This is a genomic window from Streptomyces spongiae, assembly GCF_009377185.1.
Lineage (GTDB): Bacteria > Actinomycetota > Actinomycetes > Streptomycetales > Streptomycetaceae > Streptomyces > Streptomyces spongiae.
Genome location: NZ_VJZC01000025.1, coordinates 1 through 21,007 on the forward strand (window position 1 = coordinate 1; position 21,007 = coordinate 21,007).

Here is a 21,007-nt window from a genome sequence, read left to right on the forward strand (position 1 = left end):
CCCCCGCACCGCTCTCCCCCACTGGCCCGTACGCGTCCTCGGCCCCGCTTTCGGCCTGACCCAGGACTACATTCGCAAGCACCTCGGCATCCGCTTCCGGGTGGACAACAGCAGGAGCGTGCACGAACTGGGCGTCACCTACCGGCCGGTCGAGGAGACCGTCCTGGATCACTACGAGGCCTGGCGCCGCCAGAGAGCTGCGAGGAGCGGCCCGGCAGCATCGACACCAGCAACTCCGTGAACTGCGTGGCCGCCCACGGCAGCCGGCGGCCGAGCATCGTCTGGATCTGTGCCTCGCGCTGCCGGAACACCGGGTGGTCGACCCGGACGTACGCGACGCCGTCCGTGGACGCCCCCTCGTCCAGGTCGCCGAGATCACCGACGAGGGCGATACCGCCGCCGGAGCGCACGAACTCGTACTGCGGGGCGAGCGCGTCGCAGACCAGGGCCGGGCGGGCCGTAAGACCCTCCAACTGGACGCCGATGTCGAAGAGTTCACGTTGGCTGGTGCCCGACGATCCGAGCGCCAGCGGGTACGCGCACAGCTCCTCCAGAGTGATCCGCTCACGCCCGGCCAGCGCGTGGCCGAGCGGGACGATCGCGGCGACGGGGATGACGACGGCGCACTCCACCCGTACGTCGTGCTGCGGGCCCATCGCGTAGGTGGCGGCGACATCGGCGATCCCCTCGGCCACCCGCCGGGTCGCCTCCTGTCGGGGGACGATGTCGAGGCGGAACGTGACATCGGGGTGCTCGCCGCGGAAGGCGGCCATCGCGGCCGGCACGACGCGCCGCGCGAACCCCTCCGAGCAGGCGACGGTCACGCTGCGGACATCGGCTCCCCGCCCCGTGCGCAGCTCGTCCAGAAGGGCGGCCGACTCGGCCTCACTGCGGCGGGCGTGCGCCAGCAGCCGGGAGCCCGCGTCGGTCACGGTCATCCCGCGCGGGTGCCGGACGAAGAGCGGCACCCCGAGCCCGGCCTCCAGCTTGGTGATCTGACGGCTGATCGCCGACGGAGCGACGTTCAGCGTCAGGGCGGCCTCACTGACCGATCCGGTCCGTGCCACCTCCAGGAAGTACGTGAGGCTCACCGGCACGAGCTGCATGGCGCCACCGTTCTCCCCCACCTGTCGCATTGCCGAAATCAGAATACTCAGCCCCACAAACGGCAATGGTCGTCGGCCGGAAACCGTCCTACGCTGCTGAGCCAACACCCCGTCCCCGGCACGGACCGCCGCGTACCGGGCGGCCCTCTCCCTCCCCCCGCCGTGTCCGATCACCCCCTGATCGACCGCGACACCCTGGAGAAACACCGCTGTGATCCCTGCGCAACTGCTGTACAAGGCCGAGGAGTTCGTCGACTCGGGCGCCTTCTTCGCCGAACTGGCCGCCATGGTCGCCTATCCGACCGAGAGTGCCCGCCCGGAATCGGGCGTTGCCGTCAGGGCATACCTCGACGAGGTCCTCACCCCTGCTCTGGCGGGTCTCGGGTGTTCCGTGACGACGTACGAGAACGAGGACCCGCGCGGCGGGCCGTTCCTCGTCGGCAGGCGTGTCGAGTCGCCCGGGCTGCCCACGCTGCTCTGCTACGGGCACGCGGACGTGGTGGAGGGGCAGGCGGGCCGGTGGAGCGAGGACCGTGACCCGTGGACGCTGACCGCCGACGGGGAACGCTGGTACGGGCGCGGCGCGGCCGACAACAAGGGCCAGCACCTGGTCAACCTCGCCGCGCTGCGTCTGCTCCTCGCCGAGCGGGGGCGGCTCGGCTTCAACCTCACCTTCCTGTTCGAGACAGGCGAAGAGATCGGCTTCCCGGGGCTCGCGGAGTTCGCGGCCGCGCACCGCGAGGAGCTGCGGGCCGACGTGGTGGTCGCCTCGGACGGGCCCCGCGTGGACGCGGCGACGCCGACGCTGTTCCTCGGCTCCCGCGGTGGCGTGCAGATCCAGCTCGACGCGGACCTGCGCCCGGACGCGTACCACTCGGGCAACTGGGGCGGCGTCCTGCGCAACCCGGCGACCACACTGGCGGGGGCCGTCGCGAGCGTGGTCGACGGGCACGGCCGCATCCGCGTACCGGAACTCCTGCCGCCCGAACTCCCCGATGTCGTACGGCAGTCACTCACCGGCGTCACCGTCGCCAACAGCCCCGGCGACCCGACGCCGGACGACGGCTGGGGCGACACCGCGCTGACCACCGCCGAACGCCTCTACGCCTGGAACACCCTGGAGGTGCTGGCGCTGGGCGCGGCCGACATCGACCGGCCGGTCAACGCGATCCCCGGCCGGGCCCGTGCCGTCCTCCAGCTCCGTTACGTCGCGGGCACGGACGTGAGCCGCGTGGGCGAGGTCCTCAGCGAGCACCTCGCCCGCGAGGGCTACTCCATGGTCGACGTGACCGTCCTCGGACGGTTCGCCGCCGCACGGACGCCGCTCGACGATCCGTGGGTGGGCTGGGCGAAGTCCGCGCTGGAGCGGGTGGCCGGGCGGCCGGTGACCGTCCTGCCCAACATCGGCGGCTCCCTCCCCCACTCGGTCTTCACCGATGTCCTCGGTCTTCCGGCCCTGTGGCTGCCGCACTCCTATCCCGGCTGTCTGCAGCACGCCCCCGACGAGCACATGCTCGCGCCGATCGCCCGCGAGGGCCTGGTCCTGGCGACGGCGCTCTTCCACGCGCTCGGCGACCCCTCCCCCGAACTCCCGCTCCCCGCACACGCGAAGGACCCACGATGACCGTTCAGCAGGCCGACCCGGAGACGTCCGCCACTCCCACGGCCACGAAACGCGCGATCGCTGCGGCCACCATCGGCAACGCGCTCGAGTGGTTCGACCTCGCGCTGTACGCGCTGCTGGCGTCGTACATCGGCCGCACCTTCTTCCCGTCCGACGACGCGGGCGTCCAACTGGTCCAGACGTACGCGGTGTTCGGCATCACCTACCTGATCCGCCCGATCGGCGGCCTGATGCTGGGCGCGTACGCCGACCGGCGCGGCCGCAAGAAGGCGCTGATGCTGTCCATCCGGCTGATGGTGGTCGGCACGCTGCTGATGGCGTTCATGCCGGGCTACGCGACCCTCGGCATCCTGGCGCCACTGGGGATCGTCGTGGCCAGGCTGCTGCAAGGGTTCGCGGCGGGCGGTGAGTTCGGCGCGGCGACGTCCTTCCTGGTGGAGCAGAACTCCGGGCGCAAGGGGTTCCTCGGCAGCTTCCAGTTCGCGAGCCAGGGCCTGTCGACGCTGATGGCGGCGGGCTTCGCGGCCGGTCTGACGGCCGTGCTGTCGGACAGCCAGATGACGTCGTGGGGCTGGCGGGTGCCGTTCGTGTTCGGGCTGCTGATCGGTCCGGTGGGCTACTTCGTCCGCCGGTACGTGGAGGAGTCCCCGGCGATGGCTCAGGCGGCGGCCGAGGAGGCTCCCCGGTCACGGTCCGTCGTCCTCGCGGTGTTCCGCGACCACTGGGGCGGTCTGCTGGTGGCGGGCGGTGTGCTGATCGTGTCGACGGCGCTGAACTTCATCCTCCAGTACCTGCCGACCTTCGGCATCAAGGAACTGGGTCTGGACGACTCCCTGTCGTACGTGGCGCTGTTCGTCACCGGCGCGATCCTGACGTTCGGCACCCCCGTGGTGGGTCTGCTCGCCGACCGTTACGGCCGCGTGCGCATCATGCTGCCGTCCGCGCTGCTGATCGGCGCGGCCGCGATCCCGCTGTTCCACTGGCTCACGGCCTCACCGTCGTTCCTGACCCTCACCCTCTGCATGACCGTCCTCGGTCTTTTGAAGGCGGCGTACTTCGGGGCGCTCCCCTCGGTGATGTCGGACGTGTTCCCGGCCCGGGCACGGGCGACCGGCCTGTCCTTCAGCTACAACACGACGGTCGCCGTCTTCGGCGGGTTCACCCCGACGATCGCGGCGGCCCTCGTCACCACGACCGGCTCGCAGGTGTCACCGGCGTACTACCTGCTGGCCGTGGCCCTGTTGAGCGTGACCGCACTGGTGACGGGTGCCCGCACCCACGGCATCCGCTGACGCCCAGTCCACGATCTGGGTCGCCGCCCCGGCGGCCTCCTCGCCCCGGCAGTGCGCGTGATGGCGCCGGGCGATGCCGTCGAGGTCGAGATACGTACCGAACGAGGGGTGCTCCGCCAGGCGCCGCGCGTACGCCCACAACCGCCGGTGGTCGGCGATGCGGTGCACCGCGGCGGCGTCCAGGTGATGCCGGTGCACCGTGTCCAACTGGACCAGCGTCACCCACAGCCGCACGTCGGCGGCGGTCAGCCGGTCGCCCAGCACGTACTCGTGCGACCGGAGCCGCTGCTCCAGCTCGCCCAGGGCCTCCAACAGGGTGGCGAGCGCCGCATCACGCACCCCGGGATCGATGTCGGCCCGCCCCGCGCGCTGCGCCGACGCGGTGATGTCCTGTTCACAGAGCCGGACGACGGTCCTGACGGCGTCCTCCGTGCCGCACGGGTGGAGGACGGGACCGTCGCCGCCGAACCGGCGGGCCAGGTCCCGCAGGATGCCGGGGGCGTGGGTGCTGACGATCCGCCCGGTCCACTGGTCGCTGAGCACCGGCGCCACGGCGGGGCCGCGGTGCTGGTGCTCACTGGCGTCGTACAGCGGGCGCAGTGCCAGGTGCCCGCCGTCGGGTGCGTCGGGCACGGCGGGCAGCAGCGTCACGGGAAGGAGGTCGGCGAGGCCGAGCAGGCTGTGGGTGACGGCGATCTCGAGGCCGTACGGACAGGACAGCGCGAGATGAAGGCGGTAGCGGTGCGGCACGGCGTAGTAGCCGCTGCGCGCGTCACGGCCGATCCTGCTCCGGAAGGACGGCACGGCTGCGGGGGATGTGGCGGACATACGTCTCCCTGGGAGTCTTCGGGCACGGGCGTACAGCGACGACGGCACGCGGCGGCCTCGGCGCGGCCGGGGATGCGGGGTGCAGGATGCGGGATGCGTGGGGCGTCAGGCGCGGGCGGGCGCGGCGCCACCGACGGGCGGGAGACTCGCCGCGCTGCACACACGCAGCAGATCGATGTGGCGGCGGGACGTCAGCAGGGGCCTAAGAGGGGCGGCGGTACGCATACGGGCGGTGTCACTGCCACGGACCGGCCCCGAGCTCCTCATTGCCTTCCCTACCAATTCACTAGGATTCCCAGTTGGAGTGTCAGGCCGTGCCGGGCTCCCGTCAAGAGGACCTCACCCGGATCGGGAGTCCTGCCGGCCGGTCAGGGGTTCGTCCACGCCTCGGGGTCCTCGGCGAGCCCCTGGACCTCTTCCGGCAGTTTGGCCGTGGCCACGTCGGCCAGGGTGACCTCGCCCAGGATCTTGCGGACGTTGGCGCGTACCGCGATCCACAGGGGCAGGAGCGACTCCGCGGGCCCGACGTAGGAGAGCTCGGGCGGGCGCACACCGCGTACGGACACCAGCGGCCCGTCCGCCACCCGGATGATGTCGGCGATGGCGATCGTGTCCGCGGGCCGCGCCAGCCGGTAGCCGCCCTTCCCGCCGCGCTGGCTCACCACGAGCCCGCCGCGACGCAGGTCGCCCAGGATGCCCTCCAGAAACTTGTGCGGGATGCCCTGCGCGGCGGCGATCACCTCGGCCTTGAGTGACGCGTCGTCACTCACCGAGGCCAGCTCGAGCGCCGCCCGCACCGCATAGTCCGCCTTGGCCGAGATCCGCATGCCCCGATTATCCGTCACCGCCGCCTCGCCCTGTCACCGGCCGTGGGTCCGTCAGGCGGGGAGGGCGAACGTCGGGTGTGCGTCGTTGAGGCAGTAGTCCCCGACCTCGCGCAGCCGGGGGGCCACGGGCTCGCGGAGGGTGTGGGTGCGGGCGTTGCGCCAGAAGCGGTCGAACCCGTGGCGTGCGGAGGTGGCGCAGCTGCCGATGACATCCAGGGCGTGTGTGGTGATCTCCTGTGCGGCGCGGGCCGCGGCGGCCTCGGCGGCGCCCGCGAGGACGGTGATCTCCGCGCACTGGTCGTCCTCGACGTCATCGCCGCGGGCGAGCCCCTGCGCCAGGGACTCGACCGCCTGGTCGGCGAGCGCCGACGCGGCACGTGCGGCGACGACGAGTTCCCCGTAGGCGGTCAGCGCGTACGGGTCCTGCGGCGGGCCGCACTGCCAGGACCCCTGGGCGGACGGCTGCCGGGAGTGGTGCGTGGCCCTGCTGTATTCACGGGCTTCCAGGAGCAGCCCGTCGGCGATGCCGAGGCAGAACTGGGCCGAGACCAGACGCGCGGTCGGTACGGCCAGGCCGGCGAAAGGGGGCAGGACGCCCTCGTCAGAGGAGAGCGAGCCGAACACGTCACCGGCCGGGACCGCCACCGAGTCGAACTCGACACCGCCGCCGGCCGCCAGCCGCTGCCCGAACACGTCCCCGTCGCTGACACAGGTCACGCCGGGATGGGCGGGGTCGACGAGGACGGCCAGGGGCTCCCCGGTGTCGGACCGTGCGGCGCGCACCGCCAGCCGGTCGGCCACCGCGACCCCACAGGCGTAGTCCTGACGGCCGTCCAGCAGATAACCGTCTCCGGTGGGGGTCAGCCTCAGCGGTGGCTCATGGGCGGCGAAGCCGCCTCCCCAGCACCACTGCCCCGCCGCGGACTCCCGCTCGACCCGTGCGGCGAGAGCGGGAGCAGCGAAGAAGCGCGCGCCGAAGGAAAGGAAGTAGTGACAGCCCAGCAGCTGCCCGATGGCGCCGTCGGCCGCCGCGACCGTCCGGACGACCGCGTAGGCCGTCCGCCAGTCCGCGCCCGTCCCGCCGTGTTCGGCCGGTGTCAGCAACGTCAGCAACCCCGCCTCGCGCAGCCGCGAGACCTCGTCGAGCGGTACCTTCCCGGCCTGTTCACGGTCGACCGCGTCCGTGGCCAGGTCGTCCGCCACCTCGCGGGCTATGTGCAGCAGGCGGTCGTGCCCGGACCCGGCTTCGCCACCCCCGGTCGGACCCTCGCTCGCGGCCGACCCCTCATACCGAATCCGCAACATGTTCGCCATCCTCAGTCACCCCCTCGACGGAGGTCAATGTTTCCCTAGTAAACCGATAGGAAAACTAGGGAAACTGGCCGGATTGCGCTCTTGGCTACTTGCTGGTCCTGGAACTGCTTGTTGGTCCTGGGGCTACTTGTTGGTCCTGGGCAGGCCGGGCGGGTTGATCTCCGACTTCTTCACGGCCTCGGCGGACAGGCCCCAGCGCTTCAGCACCTTGGCGTACGTGCCGTTCTCGATGATGTGGTTGATCGCGTCGGCGAGCGGCTTGACCAGTCCGCTGTCCTTCTTCGTGGTGGCCGCGATGAGGCCCTGCAGGGTGGCACCGGCACCGGAGTACGTGCCGACGACCTCCGTCTTCCCGGTGGTGGCCGCATGGTACGCGGCGGTCGGGTTGGGGCCGAGGTAGAGGTCGATCCGGCCGGACTGGAGGGCGAGATAGGTGTCGCTGTCGTTCTGGTAGTACTTGATGTTCACCGGCTTGAGGCCGGCCTTCTCGTCCTCCTTGCTCCACTCGACGAGCAGCTTCTCCTGGTTGGTGCCGCTGCCCACGGCGACCGTCTTGCCCGCCACGTCCTTCGGTCCGGTGACCTTCAGTCCGCTGCCCTTCTTCGCCTCGAAGCCCAGGTTGTCCTCACGGTAGGGGGCGAAGTCGTACTTGTCCTTGCGTTCCTCGGTGACGGTGATGTTGCTGAATCCGGCGTCGTACTTGGCGCTGTCGAGGCCGACGAAGATGTTCTCCCACGACACCGTGTTGATGTGCGGCTTGAGACCGAGCACATCGGCGACGAGGTACGCGAGGTCGGGCTCGACGCCGATGACGGTCTTGTTGTCGGTGGCGTAGAAGGTCAGCGGCGCGGCGGAGCCGGACGAGGAGACGAGCTCCAGCGTTCCTCTCTTGCGGATCTTCTCCGGGACCTCGGCGGCGATGGAGTCGACCTTGCCGGTGGTGACGCGGTTCTGGTCCGGGCTCAGGTTGATCTTCGTCTTCGCGCCGGTCTTGTCCGCGACCTCGGTGGTTCCGCCGTCCGAGGGGTTGCTGCAGGCGGCCAGGACGAGGGTGGAGACGAGTCCCAGCGCGAGTGCGGTGGATCGGCGGGTGAGGTTGAGGGACACGGTCGTACTCCTTGCACAGGAAAAGAGGATGAGGGGAATGGGTTGAGAGGAAGGGGATGAGGGGTGGTCAGAGGACCTTGGAGAGGAACGCACGGGTTCGCTCGTGCCGCGGGGCGTCCAGGACGGCCGCGGGCGAGCCCTGCTCCACGACGACACCGCCGTCCATGAACACCACGGTGTCGGCGACCTCGCGGGCGAAGCCGATTTCGTGGGTCACGACGATCATGGTGGTTCCGGTGCTGGCCAGGTCCTTGATGACGTCGAGGACTTCGCCGACCAGTTCCGGGTCGAGCGCCGAGGTGGGCTCGTCGAAGAGCAGCACCTTGGGTTCGAGGGCGAGTGCGCGGGCGATGGCCACACGCTGCTGCTGGCCTCCGGACAACTGCCGGGGGTAGGCGTCGGTCTTGTCGGCGAGCCCGACTCGCTCCAGCAGCCTGCGGGCTGTGTCCTCCGCGTCCTTGCGCGGTCGGCGCAGTGCGGAGACCGGCGCCTCGACGAGGTTCTCCAGCACGGTCAGATGCGGGAAGAGGTTGAAGTTCTGGAAGACGAACCCGATGTGGGTGCGCTGCTTCAGAACCTCCTTCTCCTTCAGTTCGTGCAGCTTTCCCGCCCGTCGCCCACCACCACCCTCAACCGAGGCCCTCCGGGCCGCCCTTCTGTCTTCGGAGCGGCGGTAGCCGATGAGCTCGCCGTCGATGCTGATCCAGCCGCGGTTGACCTTCTCCAGGTGGTTGATGGTCCGCAGCAGCGTGGACTTCCCGGAGCCGGACGGGCCGAGGATCACGGTGACCTCGCCGGCGCGCACCCGGAGGTCGACACCGCGCAGTACCTCCAGCGGGCCGAAGCTCTTGTGGACGCCGTGGACGTCCACCATCACATCACTCATCGGTCGGCTCCCAGGGACTTCAGGGGGTGGACGGGCTGGTTGCGCTGGGCCGCGGCGGCCCGCAGATCGCGGACGAAGCGACGGGCGCGCTGGACGGGTGTGGGCGGCGGGGTGCGATTGGCGCCCCGGGCGTAGCGCCGCTCCACGTAGTACTGCGCGATCGACAGCAGGGAGGTGAGCACCACGTACCAGGCGGTCGCGACCATCAGCAGCGGGATCACCCGGCCGTTGCGGCCGTAGATGACCTGCACCTGGTAGAAGAGCTCGCCGATCGCCATCACGTAAACCACCGACGTGCCCTTGAGCAGGCCGATGATCTCGTTGCCGGCCGTGGGCAGGATGGCGCGCATGGCCTGGGGCAGCACGATCCGGCGGATCTGCCGGAGCTTCGGGATGCCCAGAGCGGCAGCGGCCTCCAACTGCCCGTGGTCGACGGCGATGACGCCACCGCGGACGATCTCGGCGGCATACGCGGCCTGGTGCAGCGACAGACCGATGAGCGCCGCCCCCATGGTGCCGATCAGGCTGTTGCTGTCGACGGACCAGAACACCGGGCCGAACGGGATGCCGACGCCCAACCGGTCGTACAGGGCGCTGAGGTTGAACCAGAACACCAGCTGGACGATCATCGGGATCGACCGGAAGATCCAGATGTAGGTCCAGGAGACGGTCTGCAGGACCGGGCTGTGCGACAGCCGCATGAAGGCGAGGACGGTCCCCAGGAGGAAGCCCAGCACCGTCGCGTAGGCGGTGAGCTGGAGCGTCACTCCCACCGCTTTGACGATCGTCTCCGAGAGGACGTAGTCGCTGAAGACCTGCCACTCCCAGACGGGGTTGGTGATCAGTCCGTGCGCGAACTGGGCGACCAGCACGATCACGGCGACGGCCGCCACCCAGCGGGCGTAGTGGCGGGCGGGGACGACCTTCAGCGAGGCGAGGTCGTTCTTGGCGGGCGGGGTCCCGGGGTCGGTGCCCGGGGCGGCCGTGCCGGGTGGCGCGGCGGCGGAGTCGGTGGAGAGTCCCATCGTGGTGTTCCTGCTCAACTGTTAGGCATGCTCGGGTGGGTTGATGCGCGAGGTCTCGATCGCTGAGGCACCGGTGCCCCATTTCCTGAGGATCCGGGTGTACGTGCCGTCCTTGATCAGTTCGTTGACGGCCGCCTGGAACGCCTTGGTGAGCGGGGAGCCCTTCTTGAAGGCGAAGCCGACGTCGAGGCGGTGGTACTCACCGAGGAAGGTGGTCTGCGACGCGGCCTGGGACGCCTGGTAGCGCAGGCCGTTGATGGTGGACATGACGACGTCGATCCGGCCCTGCTGCAGGGCGGTGACGACGGCGCCGTTCTCCGAGTAGACCTTCACGTCGTACGGCTTCTTGCCGGCCTTGGCGCAGACCCCCTTCTGCGCGTCGAGGGTCGCCTCGAACGTCGTGCCCGCCCCGGTGCCGATGGTCAGCCCGCACAACTGGGTCAGGTCGGTGACCTTCTTCTTGAGCGTGGTGCTGCCCTTCTTCACCGCGAAGCCCTGGCCGTCGTTGATGTAGGTGACGAAGTCGACGGTCTTGAGGCGTTCGGTGGTGACACCGAAGTTGCCGGTGCCGACGTCGTACTTGCCGCTGCCGAGGGCCGGCAGGATCGTCTCGAAGGAGGCGTCCTGCCACTTCAGCTTCACGCCGAGGACCTTGGCCGCGGCGTCGGCGAGGTCGATGTCCTGGCCCGCGGGCGGCTTGTCCTGCCCGTTCGGGTAGTACGCGCCGGGCGGGAACCCGATCGAGCTGCCGATCCGCAGCGTGCCGGCCTTGCGGACGTCGGCCGGCAGCAGGGCGGCGACGGAGTCCACCTTGCGCACGGCGGCGACCGGGTCGTCGCTCGGGGCGGGGGACGCCTGGGCGCCCGCCGGAGCGGTGTCGGCGGTGTCGCCGGAGCCACAGGCGGTCAGCGCGGTCAGCGCGGTCAGCGGCAGGAGGACGAGAGCGGCGGCGATGCGCAGGCGGGTTCTGTTCCCACGGCGGTTCACGGCTGGGCGGCCTTTCGGGTGTGAGCGGGAGCGGGCAGGTACTTCTCGAACGGCAGCGGGCCGATGGTTTCCGGGTCGGCCTCCGTGTCGAACAGCGGGAGATAGCCGGTGACCAGGTACAGGCCGCGCGCCTCGGGTTGGCGCGGTCCGGTGGTCAGGTAGACGCGTCGGTAGCCGCGGGCGCCCGCCTCGCGCTCCAGCTCGGCGACGACGCGTCGCGCCAGGCCGCGCCGCCGGTGGGCGGAGTGCGTCCAGATGCGCTTGAGTTCGGCCGTGGTCGCGTCGTACCGGCGGAAGGCACCGCCCGCGACGGGATCGCCCTGTTCGAGAAGCAGCAACAGGACGCCGCCGTACGGCGCGGTGAACTCCTCGTCGGGGTAGCGGGCCATCTCGGCGTGGGCGTCCCCGCCGTAGCGCGCGGAGTACTCGTCGCCGAGTTCGCGCAGGAGCGGCTCCACCCGGGGGTCGGACACGGGCACCTGGATGACCGTCAGCTCGCTTCTGTGGGCGGGCGGTTGTGCGACGGAGGTCATCCGTTCACCGCCGTGAGGGTCTGTGGTCCGCGGGCCGCCCGCTCGGCGTCGCGCTTGGCGACCTCCTCGCGGACGATCGGGATCACGTGCCGGCCGAAGTCGATCGCGTCGCCCAGCAGGTCATAGCCGCGGGCGGAGAGGATGTCGACACCGAGGTCGTAGTAGTCCAGGAGGGCCTGGGCGACGGTCTCCGGGGTGCCGACCAGGGCGTTGGAGTTGCCCGCGCCTCCCGTGGCGGCGGCTGTCGGGGTCCACAGGGCGCGGTCGTAGCGCTCCCCCGCCTCGGCGATGGCGATCAGCCGCTGCGAGCCAACGTTTTGAGGTGTTGCAGCCTGCGGCTGGTTGTGCCCGTTGTGGCGCTTGGTGATCGCCTCGCCCCGCTCCTTGCGGGCCTTGATCGCGCCGACCGTGCGGTGAGCCTTCTCCCAGGCCAGTTCCTCGGTCGGGGCGATGATCGGGCGGAACGCCACCTGGATGCGCGGCACGTCGGTACGGCCCGCGGCCTTCGCGGCGGCCTTCACCTGCTCGATCTGCTCGGCGGTCTTCGCGAGGGGCTCGCCCCACAGGCAGTAGATGTCCGCCTCGGCACCCCCTGCCTCGTACGCGGCGGGCGACGAGCCGCCGAACGACACGTTCGGGCGCGGCTGCTGGACCGGGAAGACGTCGCTGACGAAGTCGTGGAAGCGGTAGTGCTCGCCCTCGTGGTCGAAGGGCTCGCGGGTGGTCCAGATCTTCTTGACGATCCGGATGTACTCACGGGTGCGGCTGTAGCGCTCGTCCTTCGTGAGGGTGTCGCCCTCACGGCCCTGCTCGCGGTCGTTGCCGCCGGTGATGAAGTGCACCGTCAGCCGGCCCTCACTGATCTGGTCGAGGGTCGCGAAGGTCTTGGCCGCGTAGGTCGGGTACGAGACGTTGGGCCGGTGGGCGAGCAGGATCTGGAGGCGGTCCAGCCTGCTCGCGATGTGGGCGGCGGCCGGTGCGGGGTCCGGCGATCCGGAACCGTAGGCGAACAGCACCCTGTCCCAGTCGTGGTCCTCGTGCGCCCGGGCGAGGCGGAGCGTGTACTCCTTGTCGAAGGCGGCGCCGGAGCGCGGTGTGGTTTCGGAGCCGTTGTTCGTCGCGGCGATACCGAGGAACTCCACGGGCATGGGAAGGGCCTTTCGGAAGGACGGCCGTACGGGCGCACCAGGGAAGGGCGTAACCGCCCTTCGTGCGGCCGCACTTGACGAGCCATCAGGAAGAAGTGGGTGGCGCTGGCGGGAGCGAACGTGACGACGCCGGGGCGTCGGGAAGATCACGGGGAACAAGCACTGCGGCAGCGCGCGTCCGGGCTCGCGGAACCGTTTCGTACGCGGATCAGTACCCGCGTACGCCGGGTGGCGCGAAGGGAGAACTCGGCCCGCTACGGGGTCACCGAGAGAGGGAAGGGCCGGTCAGACGGCCCGCTGCCGCGTCAGGCGCAACACGCGGCGGACCACACTCGACCGAAGTCGATGTGATCGCGCGAGACAAGGCGCTGGTGGGCATTCATGCGACTAATTGAGCATTACATCTCGCCCCTCGTCAACCAGGGCTCATATGCCGGACCAGCCCTGCCCGGCCGCCGCCGCGCCCCCACGCCCTGTTGACAGATCCGTGGAGCGGGACCATACGATCGGCGGCGGAGCTCTCCGCCGCGTTGAGGGACGCGGCGAGCGTGATGACGTCGCCCCGGCCGCACCGTACGGGTGCCACCGGGTGGTCACCGACGCCCGCGACCCACTCCCCCGGAGAGCCTCCCGATGGTCACGCCTTCCGATGTCACCACCCCCGACACCGCGTCCGCCCCTGCCTCGAAGCGGCCGGCGGCTCTGGACGCCCCTCGCCCGGACCTGCCCCGGATCGTGCCGCGCCGGCACATCGGCCGCTGGCTCACCGCAGCCGCGGCACTGCTCGTCTTCGTGATGGTCCTCAACTCCGTCGTCCGCAACGACGCCTTCCAATGGGAGGTCGTGGGCCGGTACTTCACCACGGCCGCCGTACTCGACGGGCTGCTGCTCACACTGTGGCTGACCGGCGTGGTGATGGTGCTCGGCTTCCTGCTCGGCACCCCGCTGGCCGTGATGCGGCTGTCCGCCAACCCCGTGCTGCGGACGCTGAGTTGGGGCTACGTGTGGATCTTCCGCTCCACCCCTCTGCTGGTGCAGCTGCTGTTCTGGTTCAACATCGGGGCGCTGTACCCGACGCTCGGCCTCGGCATCCCGTTCGGCCCGCAGTTCGTCACCGTCAAGACGGTGAACCTGCTCGGACCCACCCTCACCGCCGTCATCGGCCTCACCCTGCACGAGGCCGCCTACGCCGCCGAGGTCGTACGCGGCGGCATCCTCTCCGTCGAGTCGGGCCAGACCGAGGCGGCCCAGGCGCTCGGTCTGAGCAGGCGCCGTACGCTGCGCCGGATCGTCGTACCGCAGGCCATGCGCTCCATCGTGCCGACCGCCGGGAACATGCTGATCGGCACCCTCAAGGGCACCAGCATCGTCAGTGTGCTGGCCGTGCACGACCTGCTGTACTCGGTGCAGCTGGTCTACAACCAGACGTACCAGGTCATCCCGCTGCTCATGGTCGCCACCCTGTGGTACATCGCGGTCACCACCGTGCTGAGCGCCGGCCAGTACTACGTCGAGCGGTACTACGCGCGCGGTGACGCACGCACGCTGCCGCCCACCCCCGTGCAGCGCCTGCGCGGTCGCCTGGCGGCCGTGCGCACCCGCCTGAGCGCGGCTACGGCACCCGACGCCCGGTGACCACGGCCCCGCGAAAGCGGGCTCAGGCCGGGCCGCCCGGGCCCGTTCCTCCCTTGAGGCGTTCCAGGTCGGAGGGACGGACCTGGATCACCACGAGGGCGATCACCGCGGCGATCACGGCGAAGATCGCCGCCATGACGAAGGCGGACGAGACCCCGGCGGTGAGGATCTCGTCGCTCCAGGGCGGCGGAAGCTGTCCGGTGCGTTCGAAGCGCAGGCGCTCGGCGGGCGTCGCCTGCGACAGGAACCTTGGGATCTGTTTCGCCGCCTCGTTCGTGCTGGCCGTGCCGAACACCGTGACCAGGATGGACAGCCCGAGTGAGCCGCCGACCTGCTGGGTGGCGTTCAGGAGCCCGGAGGCCGCGCCGGTCTCCTCGGTCCGGACGTTGGAGAGCGCCATCAGGGTGAGCGCGACGAACTCCATGCCCATGCCCAGGCTGAACACGAGAAGCGGGCCGAGAACGCTGCCCGCGTACGTGGAGTGGACATCGGTCAGGGTCAGCCATGCCAGGCCGGCCGCCGCGAGGATGCCGCCCACCACCATGAAGGGCTTGGGACCGAACACGGGCAGGTACCGTGAGGCCAGCCCGGCGCCGATCGCGATGACCGCGCTGACCGGCAGGAAGGCGAACCCGGTGGCCAGCGGGCTGAAGTCCAGCACGTCCTGCGTGAACAGCGTCAGGAAGAAGAACATGCCGAAGATCGCGGCGGCGAGGCACAGCATCATGCCGTAGGTGCCCGCGCGGTTACGGTCGGCGAACATGTGCAGCGGTGTGATCGGCTGTCTGGACCGCCTCTCCACCAGGACGAACCCGGTGAGGACGATGACGGCCGCAGCGAACGAGGCCAGTGTGAGCGCGTCCCGCCAGCCCTCCTGCGCCGCCCTGATGAACCCGTACACCAGCAGCACCATGCCCGCAGTGGACATCAGTGCGCCGGTGATGTCGAAGTGACCCGGGTGACGCTCCGACTCCCTGATGTAGCGGGGCGTCGCGAGGGCGATGAGCAGCCCGATCGGCGCGTTGACGAACAGCACCCAGCGCCAGTCCAGCCACTCGACGAGCACCCCGCCCATGAGCAGTCCGATCGCGCCGCCGCCCGCCGAGACCCCGGCGAAGACGCCGAAGGCCCGGTTGCGTTCCGGTCCTTCGCGGAAGGTCGTACTGATCAGGGCGAGTGACGTCGGGGACGCGATGGCGCCGCCGACGCCCTGGAGGGCGCGCGCGGCAAGGAGTTGGCCGGAGTTCTGCGCGAATCCGCCGAGCAGGGAGGCGAGCGCGAAGAGCAGCACCCCGAAGATGAAGACGCGCCGTCTGCCGAGGATGTCGCCCGTCCGTCCGCCGAGCAGCAGCAGACCGCCGAAGGTGAGGGTGTACGCGTTGACCACCCAGGACAGGCTGGTGGTGGAGAAGTCCAGGGATCTCTGGATGTCCGGCAGCGCGATGTTCACGATGGTGATGTCCAGGACCACCATCAGCTGGCAGGACGCGATCACCAACAGCGCCATCGCGCTTCCGCCACCGCCGGGTTCCCGGGCGGTGCTCTGGGGTGCGGAGGTCGGCTGCGGGCTGCTGCTCATGACGAGTCGCACTCTCGGGGGCGAACCCTCGGGAGGGGAGCAGTGGACGCCCTCCGTCCACTGCGTTGTCCTCCGTTCGACCGTACGCCCGCACCAAGGGCGTTACCACTCGATCAATGTCACCCCGGCAGGGCGAGGCCGCGCCCCACCCCGCTTCAGGCTGCCGCCACGGCGCCCCGCTCACCCCCGTCACGGTGGATCGGGGTTTCCGAGCCGGTCAGCGGGACGCCCGTGCCGCCCCTGCGCAGAGCGACGATCTCCGCCGCGATGGACAGGGCGGTCTCCTCGGGAGTCCGGGCGCCGAGGTCGAGGCCGATCGGTGACCTGAGGCGGGCCAACTCCCCATCGGTCACACCCACTTCGCGTAGCCGCTTCTCGCGGTCGGAGTGGGTGCGGCGTGAGCCCATCGCGCCGACGAAGGCGACCGGCATCCGCAGCGCCTCCTTGAGCAGCGGCACGTCGAACTTGGCGTCGTGGGTGAGCACGCACAGCACCGTGCGCGCGTCGGTCGCCGTGCTCCGCAGATAGCGGTGCGGCCAGTCGACGACGATGTCGTCGGCCTCGGGAAAGCGGGCCCGGGTGGCGAAGACGGGGCGGGCGTCGCACACGGTCACGTGGTAGCCGAGGAACTTGCCCGCGCGCACCAGCGCCGCCGCGAAGTCGATCGCACCGAAGACGATCATGCGCGGTGGTGGCACGCTCGACTCGACGAGCAGGGTGATGCCGCCGGGGCAGTGGGATCCGTCCTCGGAGAGCTGGACCGTTCCGGTGGTGCCGGTGTCCAGCAGGGCCCGGGCCTGGGCGAGCGCCGTGCGGTCCAGGTCGGGGTGGCCGCCGAGACCGCCTTCGTACGTTCCCCCGGACTCCGCCCGGGGGAACCCCCATTTCGCTTCGTTCGGGCGTACGAGCAGGGCCTGGCCGAGGAGTTCGGCCGGGCCCCGGACCACCCGGGCGAGGGCTGTCGGCTCGCCCTGGGCCGCGGCCGACAGCGCCGCACGGAACACGTCCCGCACGGGCGCGTGCGCGCCGACCGGTGTGACCAGGATGTCGATGACCCCGCCGCAGGTCAGCCCGACCGCGAAGGCGTCCTCGTCGCTGTAGCCGAAGCGCTCCCGCACGGTCCGGCCGTCCGCCAACGCCTGTTGGCACAGCTCGTACACCGCGCCTTCCACACAGCCGCCGGAGACCGAGCCGATGGCCGTGCCCTCGCTGTCGACGGCGAGGGCGGCGCCGGGGCCGCGCGGTGCGCTGCCGCTGACGCCCACCACGGTGGCGACGGCGAAGTCCCGGCCCTCCTCGGCCCAGCGGTTCAACTCGGCGGCGATGTCAAGCATGTCCGCCTGCCGTGAGGACGCGGTCCGGCCGGATGGGCAGGTTGCGGTGGCGTACTCCGGTCGCGTGCCACACCGCGTTGGCGACCGCCGCGGCCGCGCCCACGATGCCGATCTCGCCGATGCCCTTGATGCCGACCGGGTCCTCCGGGTCCACGTCGTCCACCCAGTCCGCCTCGATGTACGGAACGTCGGCGTGCGCGGCGACGTGGTAGCCCGCGAGGTCGGCGCCGTAGTGACCGCCGGTGGCCCGGTCCCGGACCGCCTCCTCGTGCAGGGCCATGGAGATGCCCCAGGTCATGCCGCCGACGAACTGGTTGCGGGCGGTCAGGGGGTTGACGATACGGCCCGCCGCGAACATGCCGAGCATGCGTCGCACCCGCACCTCGCCGGTGGCGGGGTCCACGGCGACCTCGGCGAACTGCGCTCCGAACGAGTGCCGTTCCTTCTGGGAGAGGGCACCGATGGCCGCGGTGGTGTCCGACCGCACGGTGATCCCCTCCGGCGGGACACCGGTGTTCAGCGCGAGCCGCTCCCGCAGCTCGTCGGCTGCGAGGGTGACCGCCCACGCCCAGGAGCGGGTGCCCATCGAACCGCCGGCGAGCATCGCCGGCCCGAGGTCACTGTCCCCGATGCGCACACGGACCTGATCCGGTGTGGTCTCCAGGGCGTCGGCGGCGACCAGGGTGAGCGCGGTGCGGGCTCCTGTTCCGATGTCCGCAGCGTTGACCCGCACGGTGAAGGTGCCGTCCGCCTCCGCGGTCACGGCCGCCGTGGAGGGCCCGGCTCCCGCGCCGAAGGAGGCTGCCGCCGTGCCGGTGCCGAGCAGCCAGCGGCCGTCGCGGCGAACACCGGGGCGCGGGTCACGGTCCGCCCAGCCGAACCGGCGGGCGCCCTCCCGGAAGCAGGCGATCAGGTTGCGGCTGCTGAACGGCAGTCCGGAGACGGGGCCCCGCTCGGGCTCGTTGCGTACCCGCAGTTCGATCGGGTCGATCCCCACCTTCTCGGCGAGTTCGTCGAACGCCGACTCCAGCGCGAACGACCCCGGCGCCTCACCGGGCGCCCGCATGAACGTCGGCGTCGGCACGTCGAGCCGTACGACCCGGTTGGCCGTGTGGTGGGCGTCGGCGTCGTACATCGTCCGGGCCGGCCCGGCGCTGGACTCGATGAACTCGTGCACGGTCGAGGTGGCGCTCAGGGAGCTGTGGTCCAGTGCGCGCAGCCGTCCGTCGGCGTCGGCACCGAGCCTGACCCGCTGTGTGGTCGGGCTGCGGTAGCCGGCGAGCGAGAACATCTGACGGCGCGTCATGACGACGCGGACGGGACGCTGGAGGACGGTCGCGGCCATCACCGCGGCCACCTGGTGCGCGCGGAGGCCCTTGCTCCCGAAGCCGCCGCCGACGTGTTCGGACCGCACCCGTACCGAGCCCGGGTCGAGGGAGAACATGTTCGCGATCTCGCCCGCGACCCACGTGGTGCCCTGGTTCGAGTCGACGACCTCCAGCCGCCCGCCGTCCCAGAGTGCCGTCGCCGCGTGCGGCTCCATCGGGTTGTGATGCTCTTCCGGAGTGGTGTACTCGGCGTCCACGACGGTGGCGGACGCGCCGAGTTCGGCCTCCAGGTCACCCTTCTCCGTCACCGCGGGACTGAAGCCGTCCAGCGTGTACGCGTCCGGGCGGTCGGCGGAGAACGCGATGTCGTGCGGCTCCTGTTCGTAGTGCACGGCGAGCACTTCGGCGGCTTCCCTGGCCTGTTCGGACGTCTCGGCGACGACCAGCGCCACCGGCCAGCCCACGTGCGGCACCCGGTCGTGCTGGAAGACGGCCGCGGTGGGATCGGGTTTGCCGAGCATGCCCATGTAGTCGGTGTCGAGGGGCGGGGCGTTCTCGTTGTGGAGCACGGTGAGCACGCCCGGCATGGCGAGGACGGGTGCGGTCTCGATCGAGCGGATACGACCACGGGCGGCGGTCGACAACACCAGCCAGCCGTGGGCGAGTTCGGCGAAGGGTATCTCGCCCGCGTACCGGGCCGTACCCGTCACCTTGTCGCGGCCTTCCACACGGGTGTGCGCGGTGCCGACGGAAGCCTTGACCGCCCTGGTCCCGGTCGTTGCGGTGGTCATCGGGCGGCCTCCTCGGCGAGTTCGGTCAGCACGGCCACCACGAGGTTGCGCATCAGGGTGACCTTGTATCCGTTGTGCGGCAGCGGCTTCGCGGCGGCCAGTTCGGCGTCCGCGGCGGCGGCGAAGGCAGCGGCGTCGGCCGGTGCCCCGACGAGTGCGCGTTCGGCCGTGCGGGCCCGCCACGGGTGGGAGGCGACGGCCCCGAAGGCCAGGCGCACATCGCGGACGACGCCGTCCCGGGCGTCGAGCGCGGCTGCTATCGAGCCGATCGCGAACGCGTACGAGGCACGCTCACGCACCTTCCGGTAACGGGAGTGCGCGGCGACCGGGGCGGGCGGCAGAGTCACGCCGGTGATCAGGGCGCCCGGCGGGAGGGCGGTCTCCAGGTGCGGGGTGTCGCCCACGGGCAGGTAGAACTCGGCGAGCGGCAACTCACCGGGCCCGTCGATGGTTTCGTACGTGATGACGGCGTCGAAGGCGGCCAGTGCCACACCCATGTCGGAGGGGTGGGTGGCCACGCAGTGCTCGGAGGCGCCGAGGATCGCGTGGTTGTGGTGTTCGCCGGTGGCGGCGGGGCAACCGCTGCCCGGGACACGCTTGTTGCACGGCTTGGTGACGTCGGCGAAGTAGCCGCAGCGGGTGCGCTGGAGCAGGTTCCCGCCGATGGTGGCCATGTTGCGCAGCTGCCCCGAGGCGCCCGCCAGCACCGCCTGCGCGAGCGCCGGGTAGCGGCCGCGGACCTCGGGGTGCGCGGCGAGGTCGCTGTTGGTGACCGTCGCGCCGATCCGCAGGCCCCCGTCGCCGGTCACCTCGATGTGGTCCAGGGGCAGTTCCCGGACGTCGACGAGCTGTGCGGGCCGCTCGACGCCGGTCTTCATCAGGTCGACGAGGTTGGTGCCGCCGCCGAGGAAGCGGGCGTCCGGATCGGCGTCGAGCAGAGCGACGGCTCCGGAGACATCGAGCGCGCGCTGGTAGGTGAACTCCCTCATGCCGCCGCTCCTTCGGTCTCGACGCCCTCGGTCTGCGCTGCTTCCGTTTCGATGCCGGCCGCCCGGGCGACGGCCTGGACGATCGACACGTACGCGCCGCAGCGGCACAGGTTGCCGCTCATCCGCTCCCGGATCTCCTCCGGGGTCAGGGGCGGTGGTGCGGCTGCGGGGCGGACGTCGTCGGTGGCGGCGCTGGGCCAGCCCGCCGCGTGCTCCTCGATCACCGCGATCGCCGAACAGATCTGGCCGGGCGTGCAGTAACCGCACTGATAACCGTCCAGGTCGAGGAACGCCTGCTGCACCGGGTGCAGCTTCTCACCCTGGGCCACGCCCTCGATGGTGGTGATCTCACGCCCCTCGGCCGCGACCGCCAGCTGCAGGCAGGACACGGCCCGGCGTCCGTCCAGCAGGACCGTGCAGGCACCGCACTGCCCCTGGTCACAGCCCTTCTTGGTGCCGGTCAGATCGAGGCGCTCCCGCAGGGCGTCGAGCAGGGTCGTGCGGTGGTCGACCGTCAGCGTGTGCTTCTCGCCGTTGATGTTCAAAGTGACGGCACTGTTCGTCGACGAGGGGGCTGGGGCCATGATCAGCCTTCTTTCGCGTATCCGGAGCACGTCCGGGGGACGATCCGGTAGGCAGACAAATCAGCAAGGGCATATAAGGAAGGGCGTGCG

Annotated in this window: 18 protein-coding genes and 1 pseudogene; 4 read left to right on the top strand and 15 right to left on the bottom strand. The window is 70.8% G+C overall.

The window, feature by feature from the left end; translation table 11 throughout:
- Positions 1–241, top strand: a pseudogene (locus FNH08_RS51645) (hypothetical protein); the annotation flags it as partial.
- Here FNH08_RS51645 and FNH08_RS06410 read toward each other — a convergent pair.
- A complete protein-coding gene (locus FNH08_RS06410) occupies positions 135–1,136 on the bottom strand; it encodes a LysR family transcriptional regulator (RefSeq protein WP_228033939.1) in 1,002 nt (333 codons plus the stop codon). The pseudogene FNH08_RS51645 and the gene FNH08_RS06410 overlap by 107 nt on opposite strands.
- A 181-nt stretch (positions 1,137–1,317) precedes the next feature.
- On the opposite strand from FNH08_RS06410, the gene FNH08_RS06415 reads away from it, so the two are divergent.
- Both FNH08_RS06415 and FNH08_RS06420 read left to right on the top strand, forming a co-directional pair.
- A complete protein-coding gene (locus FNH08_RS06415) occupies positions 1,318–2,730 on the top strand; it encodes a M20 family metallopeptidase (RefSeq protein WP_322723852.1) in 1,413 nt (470 codons plus the stop codon).
- Positions 2,727–4,022 (top strand): MFS transporter, encoded by a 1,296-nt coding sequence (locus tag FNH08_RS06420; protein WP_152770266.1) that lies wholly within the window; start codon positions 2,727–2,729, stop codon positions 4,020–4,022. Before FNH08_RS06415 ends, FNH08_RS06420 begins: the two co-directional genes overlap by 4 nt.
- Here the strand turns inward: FNH08_RS06420 and FNH08_RS06425 are convergent.
- From FNH08_RS06425 to FNH08_RS06465, 9 genes are all read right to left on the bottom strand, one after another.
- On the bottom strand, positions 3,939–4,850 hold the full coding sequence (locus FNH08_RS06425) for a glutathione S-transferase C-terminal domain-containing protein (protein WP_152770267.1): 912 nt from the start codon (positions 4,848–4,850) through the stop codon (positions 3,939–3,941). The two genes, FNH08_RS06420 and FNH08_RS06425, sit on opposite strands and share 84 nt — an antisense overlap.
- A 368-nt stretch (positions 4,851–5,218) precedes the next feature.
- Complete coding sequence (locus FNH08_RS06430) at positions 5,219–5,677, bottom strand: RrF2 family transcriptional regulator (protein ID WP_152770268.1); 459 nt, start codon at positions 5,675–5,677, stop codon at positions 5,219–5,221.
- Between the two features lie 51 nt (positions 5,678–5,728).
- Positions 5,729–6,982: an acyl-CoA dehydrogenase family protein gene (locus tag FNH08_RS06435; RefSeq protein WP_152770269.1), complete on the bottom strand. Its 1,254-nt coding sequence runs from the start codon at positions 6,980–6,982 to the stop codon at positions 5,729–5,731.
- Between the two features lie 132 nt (positions 6,983–7,114).
- Positions 7,115–8,098 (bottom strand): ABC transporter substrate-binding protein, encoded by a 984-nt coding sequence (locus FNH08_RS06440; RefSeq protein ID WP_322723853.1) that lies wholly within the window; start codon positions 8,096–8,098, stop codon positions 7,115–7,117.
- A 67-nt stretch (positions 8,099–8,165) separates the two neighbouring features.
- The gene (locus FNH08_RS06445; RefSeq protein ID WP_152770270.1) at positions 8,166–8,984 is read right to left on the bottom strand and encodes an amino acid ABC transporter ATP-binding protein; all 819 of its coding nucleotides are present in this window, start codon (positions 8,982–8,984) and stop codon (positions 8,166–8,168) included.
- On the bottom strand, positions 8,981–10,009 hold the full coding sequence (locus tag FNH08_RS06450; RefSeq protein WP_152770271.1) for an amino acid ABC transporter permease: 1,029 nt from the start codon (positions 10,007–10,009) through the stop codon (positions 8,981–8,983). The genes FNH08_RS06445 and FNH08_RS06450 overlap by 4 nt, the downstream gene beginning before the upstream one ends.
- 21 nt (positions 10,010–10,030) lie before the next feature.
- On the bottom strand, positions 10,031–10,996 hold the full coding sequence (locus FNH08_RS06455) for an ABC transporter substrate-binding protein (protein WP_322723854.1): 966 nt from the start codon (positions 10,994–10,996) through the stop codon (positions 10,031–10,033).
- Positions 10,993–11,529, bottom strand: coding sequence for a GNAT family N-acetyltransferase (locus FNH08_RS06460; protein ID WP_152770272.1), 537 nt, complete (start codon positions 11,527–11,529; stop codon positions 10,993–10,995). Before FNH08_RS06460 ends, FNH08_RS06455 begins: the two co-directional genes overlap by 4 nt.
- Positions 11,526–12,677, bottom strand: coding sequence for an LLM class flavin-dependent oxidoreductase (locus FNH08_RS06465; protein WP_152770273.1), 1,152 nt, complete (start codon positions 12,675–12,677; stop codon positions 11,526–11,528). The genes FNH08_RS06460 and FNH08_RS06465 overlap by 4 nt, the downstream gene beginning before the upstream one ends.
- A gap of 633 nt (positions 12,678–13,310) precedes the next feature.
- Here FNH08_RS06465 and FNH08_RS06470 point away from each other — a divergent pair.
- Positions 13,311–14,312, top strand: a complete 1,002-nt coding sequence (locus tag FNH08_RS06470) for an amino acid ABC transporter permease (protein ID WP_152770274.1) — start codon at positions 13,311–13,313, stop codon at positions 14,310–14,312.
- A gap of 22 nt (positions 14,313–14,334) precedes the next feature.
- On the opposite strand, the gene FNH08_RS06475 is transcribed toward FNH08_RS06470, so the two are convergent.
- The 5 genes from FNH08_RS06475 to FNH08_RS06495 all read right to left on the bottom strand — a co-directional run bounded on the left by FNH08_RS06475 (position 14,335) and on the right by FNH08_RS06495 (position 20,917).
- The gene (locus FNH08_RS06475; protein ID WP_194238396.1) at positions 14,335–15,891 is read right to left on the bottom strand and encodes an MFS transporter; all 1,557 of its coding nucleotides are present in this window, start codon (positions 15,889–15,891) and stop codon (positions 14,335–14,337) included.
- A gap of 155 nt (positions 15,892–16,046) precedes the next feature.
- Positions 16,047–17,225: an XdhC family protein gene (locus tag FNH08_RS06480; RefSeq protein WP_152770275.1), complete on the bottom strand. Its 1,179-nt coding sequence runs from the start codon at positions 17,223–17,225 to the stop codon at positions 16,047–16,049.
- On the bottom strand, positions 17,218–19,344 hold the full coding sequence (locus tag FNH08_RS06485) for a xanthine dehydrogenase family protein molybdopterin-binding subunit (RefSeq protein ID WP_152770276.1): 2,127 nt from the start codon (positions 19,342–19,344) through the stop codon (positions 17,218–17,220). Before FNH08_RS06485 ends, FNH08_RS06480 begins: the two co-directional genes overlap by 8 nt.
- Positions 19,341–20,333: an FAD binding domain-containing protein gene (locus FNH08_RS06490; protein ID WP_152770277.1), complete on the bottom strand. Its 993-nt coding sequence runs from the start codon at positions 20,331–20,333 to the stop codon at positions 19,341–19,343. Before FNH08_RS06490 ends, FNH08_RS06485 begins: the two co-directional genes overlap by 4 nt.
- Entirely contained in the window at positions 20,330–20,917 is a 588-nt protein-coding gene (locus FNH08_RS06495; RefSeq protein WP_152770278.1) for a (2Fe-2S)-binding protein, read from the bottom strand. Before FNH08_RS06495 ends, FNH08_RS06490 begins: the two co-directional genes overlap by 4 nt.
- Between the last annotated feature and the right edge of the window lie 90 nt (positions 20,918–21,007).

What these genes read in the sequence shown, in the direction of transcription:
- FNH08_RS06410 (WP_228033939.1), bottom strand. Translation starts at nt 1,136, where the DNA reads ATGCGACAGGTGGGGGAGAACGGTGGCGCCATGCAGCTCGTGCCGGTG.
- FNH08_RS06420 (WP_152770266.1), top strand. Translation starts at nt 2,727, where the DNA reads ATGACCGTTCAGCAGGCCGACCCGGAGACGTCCGCCACTCCCACGGCC.
- FNH08_RS06425 (WP_152770267.1), bottom strand. Translation starts at nt 4,850, where the DNA reads ATGTCCGCCACATCCCCCGCAGCCGTGCCGTCCTTCCGGAGCAGGATC.
- FNH08_RS06430 (WP_152770268.1), bottom strand. Translation starts at nt 5,677, where the DNA reads ATGCGGATCTCGGCCAAGGCGGACTATGCGGTGCGGGCGGCGCTCGAG.
- FNH08_RS06435 (WP_152770269.1), bottom strand. Translation starts at nt 6,982, where the DNA reads ATGTTGCGGATTCGGTATGAGGGGTCGGCCGCGAGCGAGGGTCCGACC.
- FNH08_RS06445 (WP_152770270.1), bottom strand. Translation starts at nt 8,984, where the DNA reads ATGAGTGATGTGATGGTGGACGTCCACGGCGTCCACAAGAGCTTCGGC.
- FNH08_RS06450 (WP_152770271.1), bottom strand. Translation starts at nt 10,009, where the DNA reads ATGGGACTCTCCACCGACTCCGCCGCCGCGCCACCCGGCACGGCCGCC.
- FNH08_RS06460 (WP_152770272.1), bottom strand. Translation starts at nt 11,529, where the DNA reads ATGACCTCCGTCGCACAACCGCCCGCCCACAGAAGCGAGCTGACGGTC.
- FNH08_RS06465 (WP_152770273.1), bottom strand. Translation starts at nt 12,677, where the DNA reads ATGCCCGTGGAGTTCCTCGGTATCGCCGCGACGAACAACGGCTCCGAA.
- FNH08_RS06470 (WP_152770274.1), top strand. Translation starts at nt 13,311, where the DNA reads ATGGTCACGCCTTCCGATGTCACCACCCCCGACACCGCGTCCGCCCCT.
- FNH08_RS06475 (WP_194238396.1), bottom strand. Translation starts at nt 15,891, where the DNA reads ATGAGCAGCAGCCCGCAGCCGACCTCCGCACCCCAGAGCACCGCCCGG.
- FNH08_RS06480 (WP_152770275.1), bottom strand. Translation starts at nt 17,225, where the DNA reads ATGCTTGACATCGCCGCCGAGTTGAACCGCTGGGCCGAGGAGGGCCGG.
- FNH08_RS06485 (WP_152770276.1), bottom strand. Translation starts at nt 19,344, where the DNA reads ATGACCACCGCAACGACCGGGACCAGGGCGGTCAAGGCTTCCGTCGGC.
- FNH08_RS06490 (WP_152770277.1), bottom strand. Translation starts at nt 20,333, where the DNA reads ATGAGGGAGTTCACCTACCAGCGCGCGCTCGATGTCTCCGGAGCCGTC.
- FNH08_RS06495 (WP_152770278.1), bottom strand. Translation starts at nt 20,917, where the DNA reads ATGGCCCCAGCCCCCTCGTCGACGAACAGTGCCGTCACTTTGAACATC.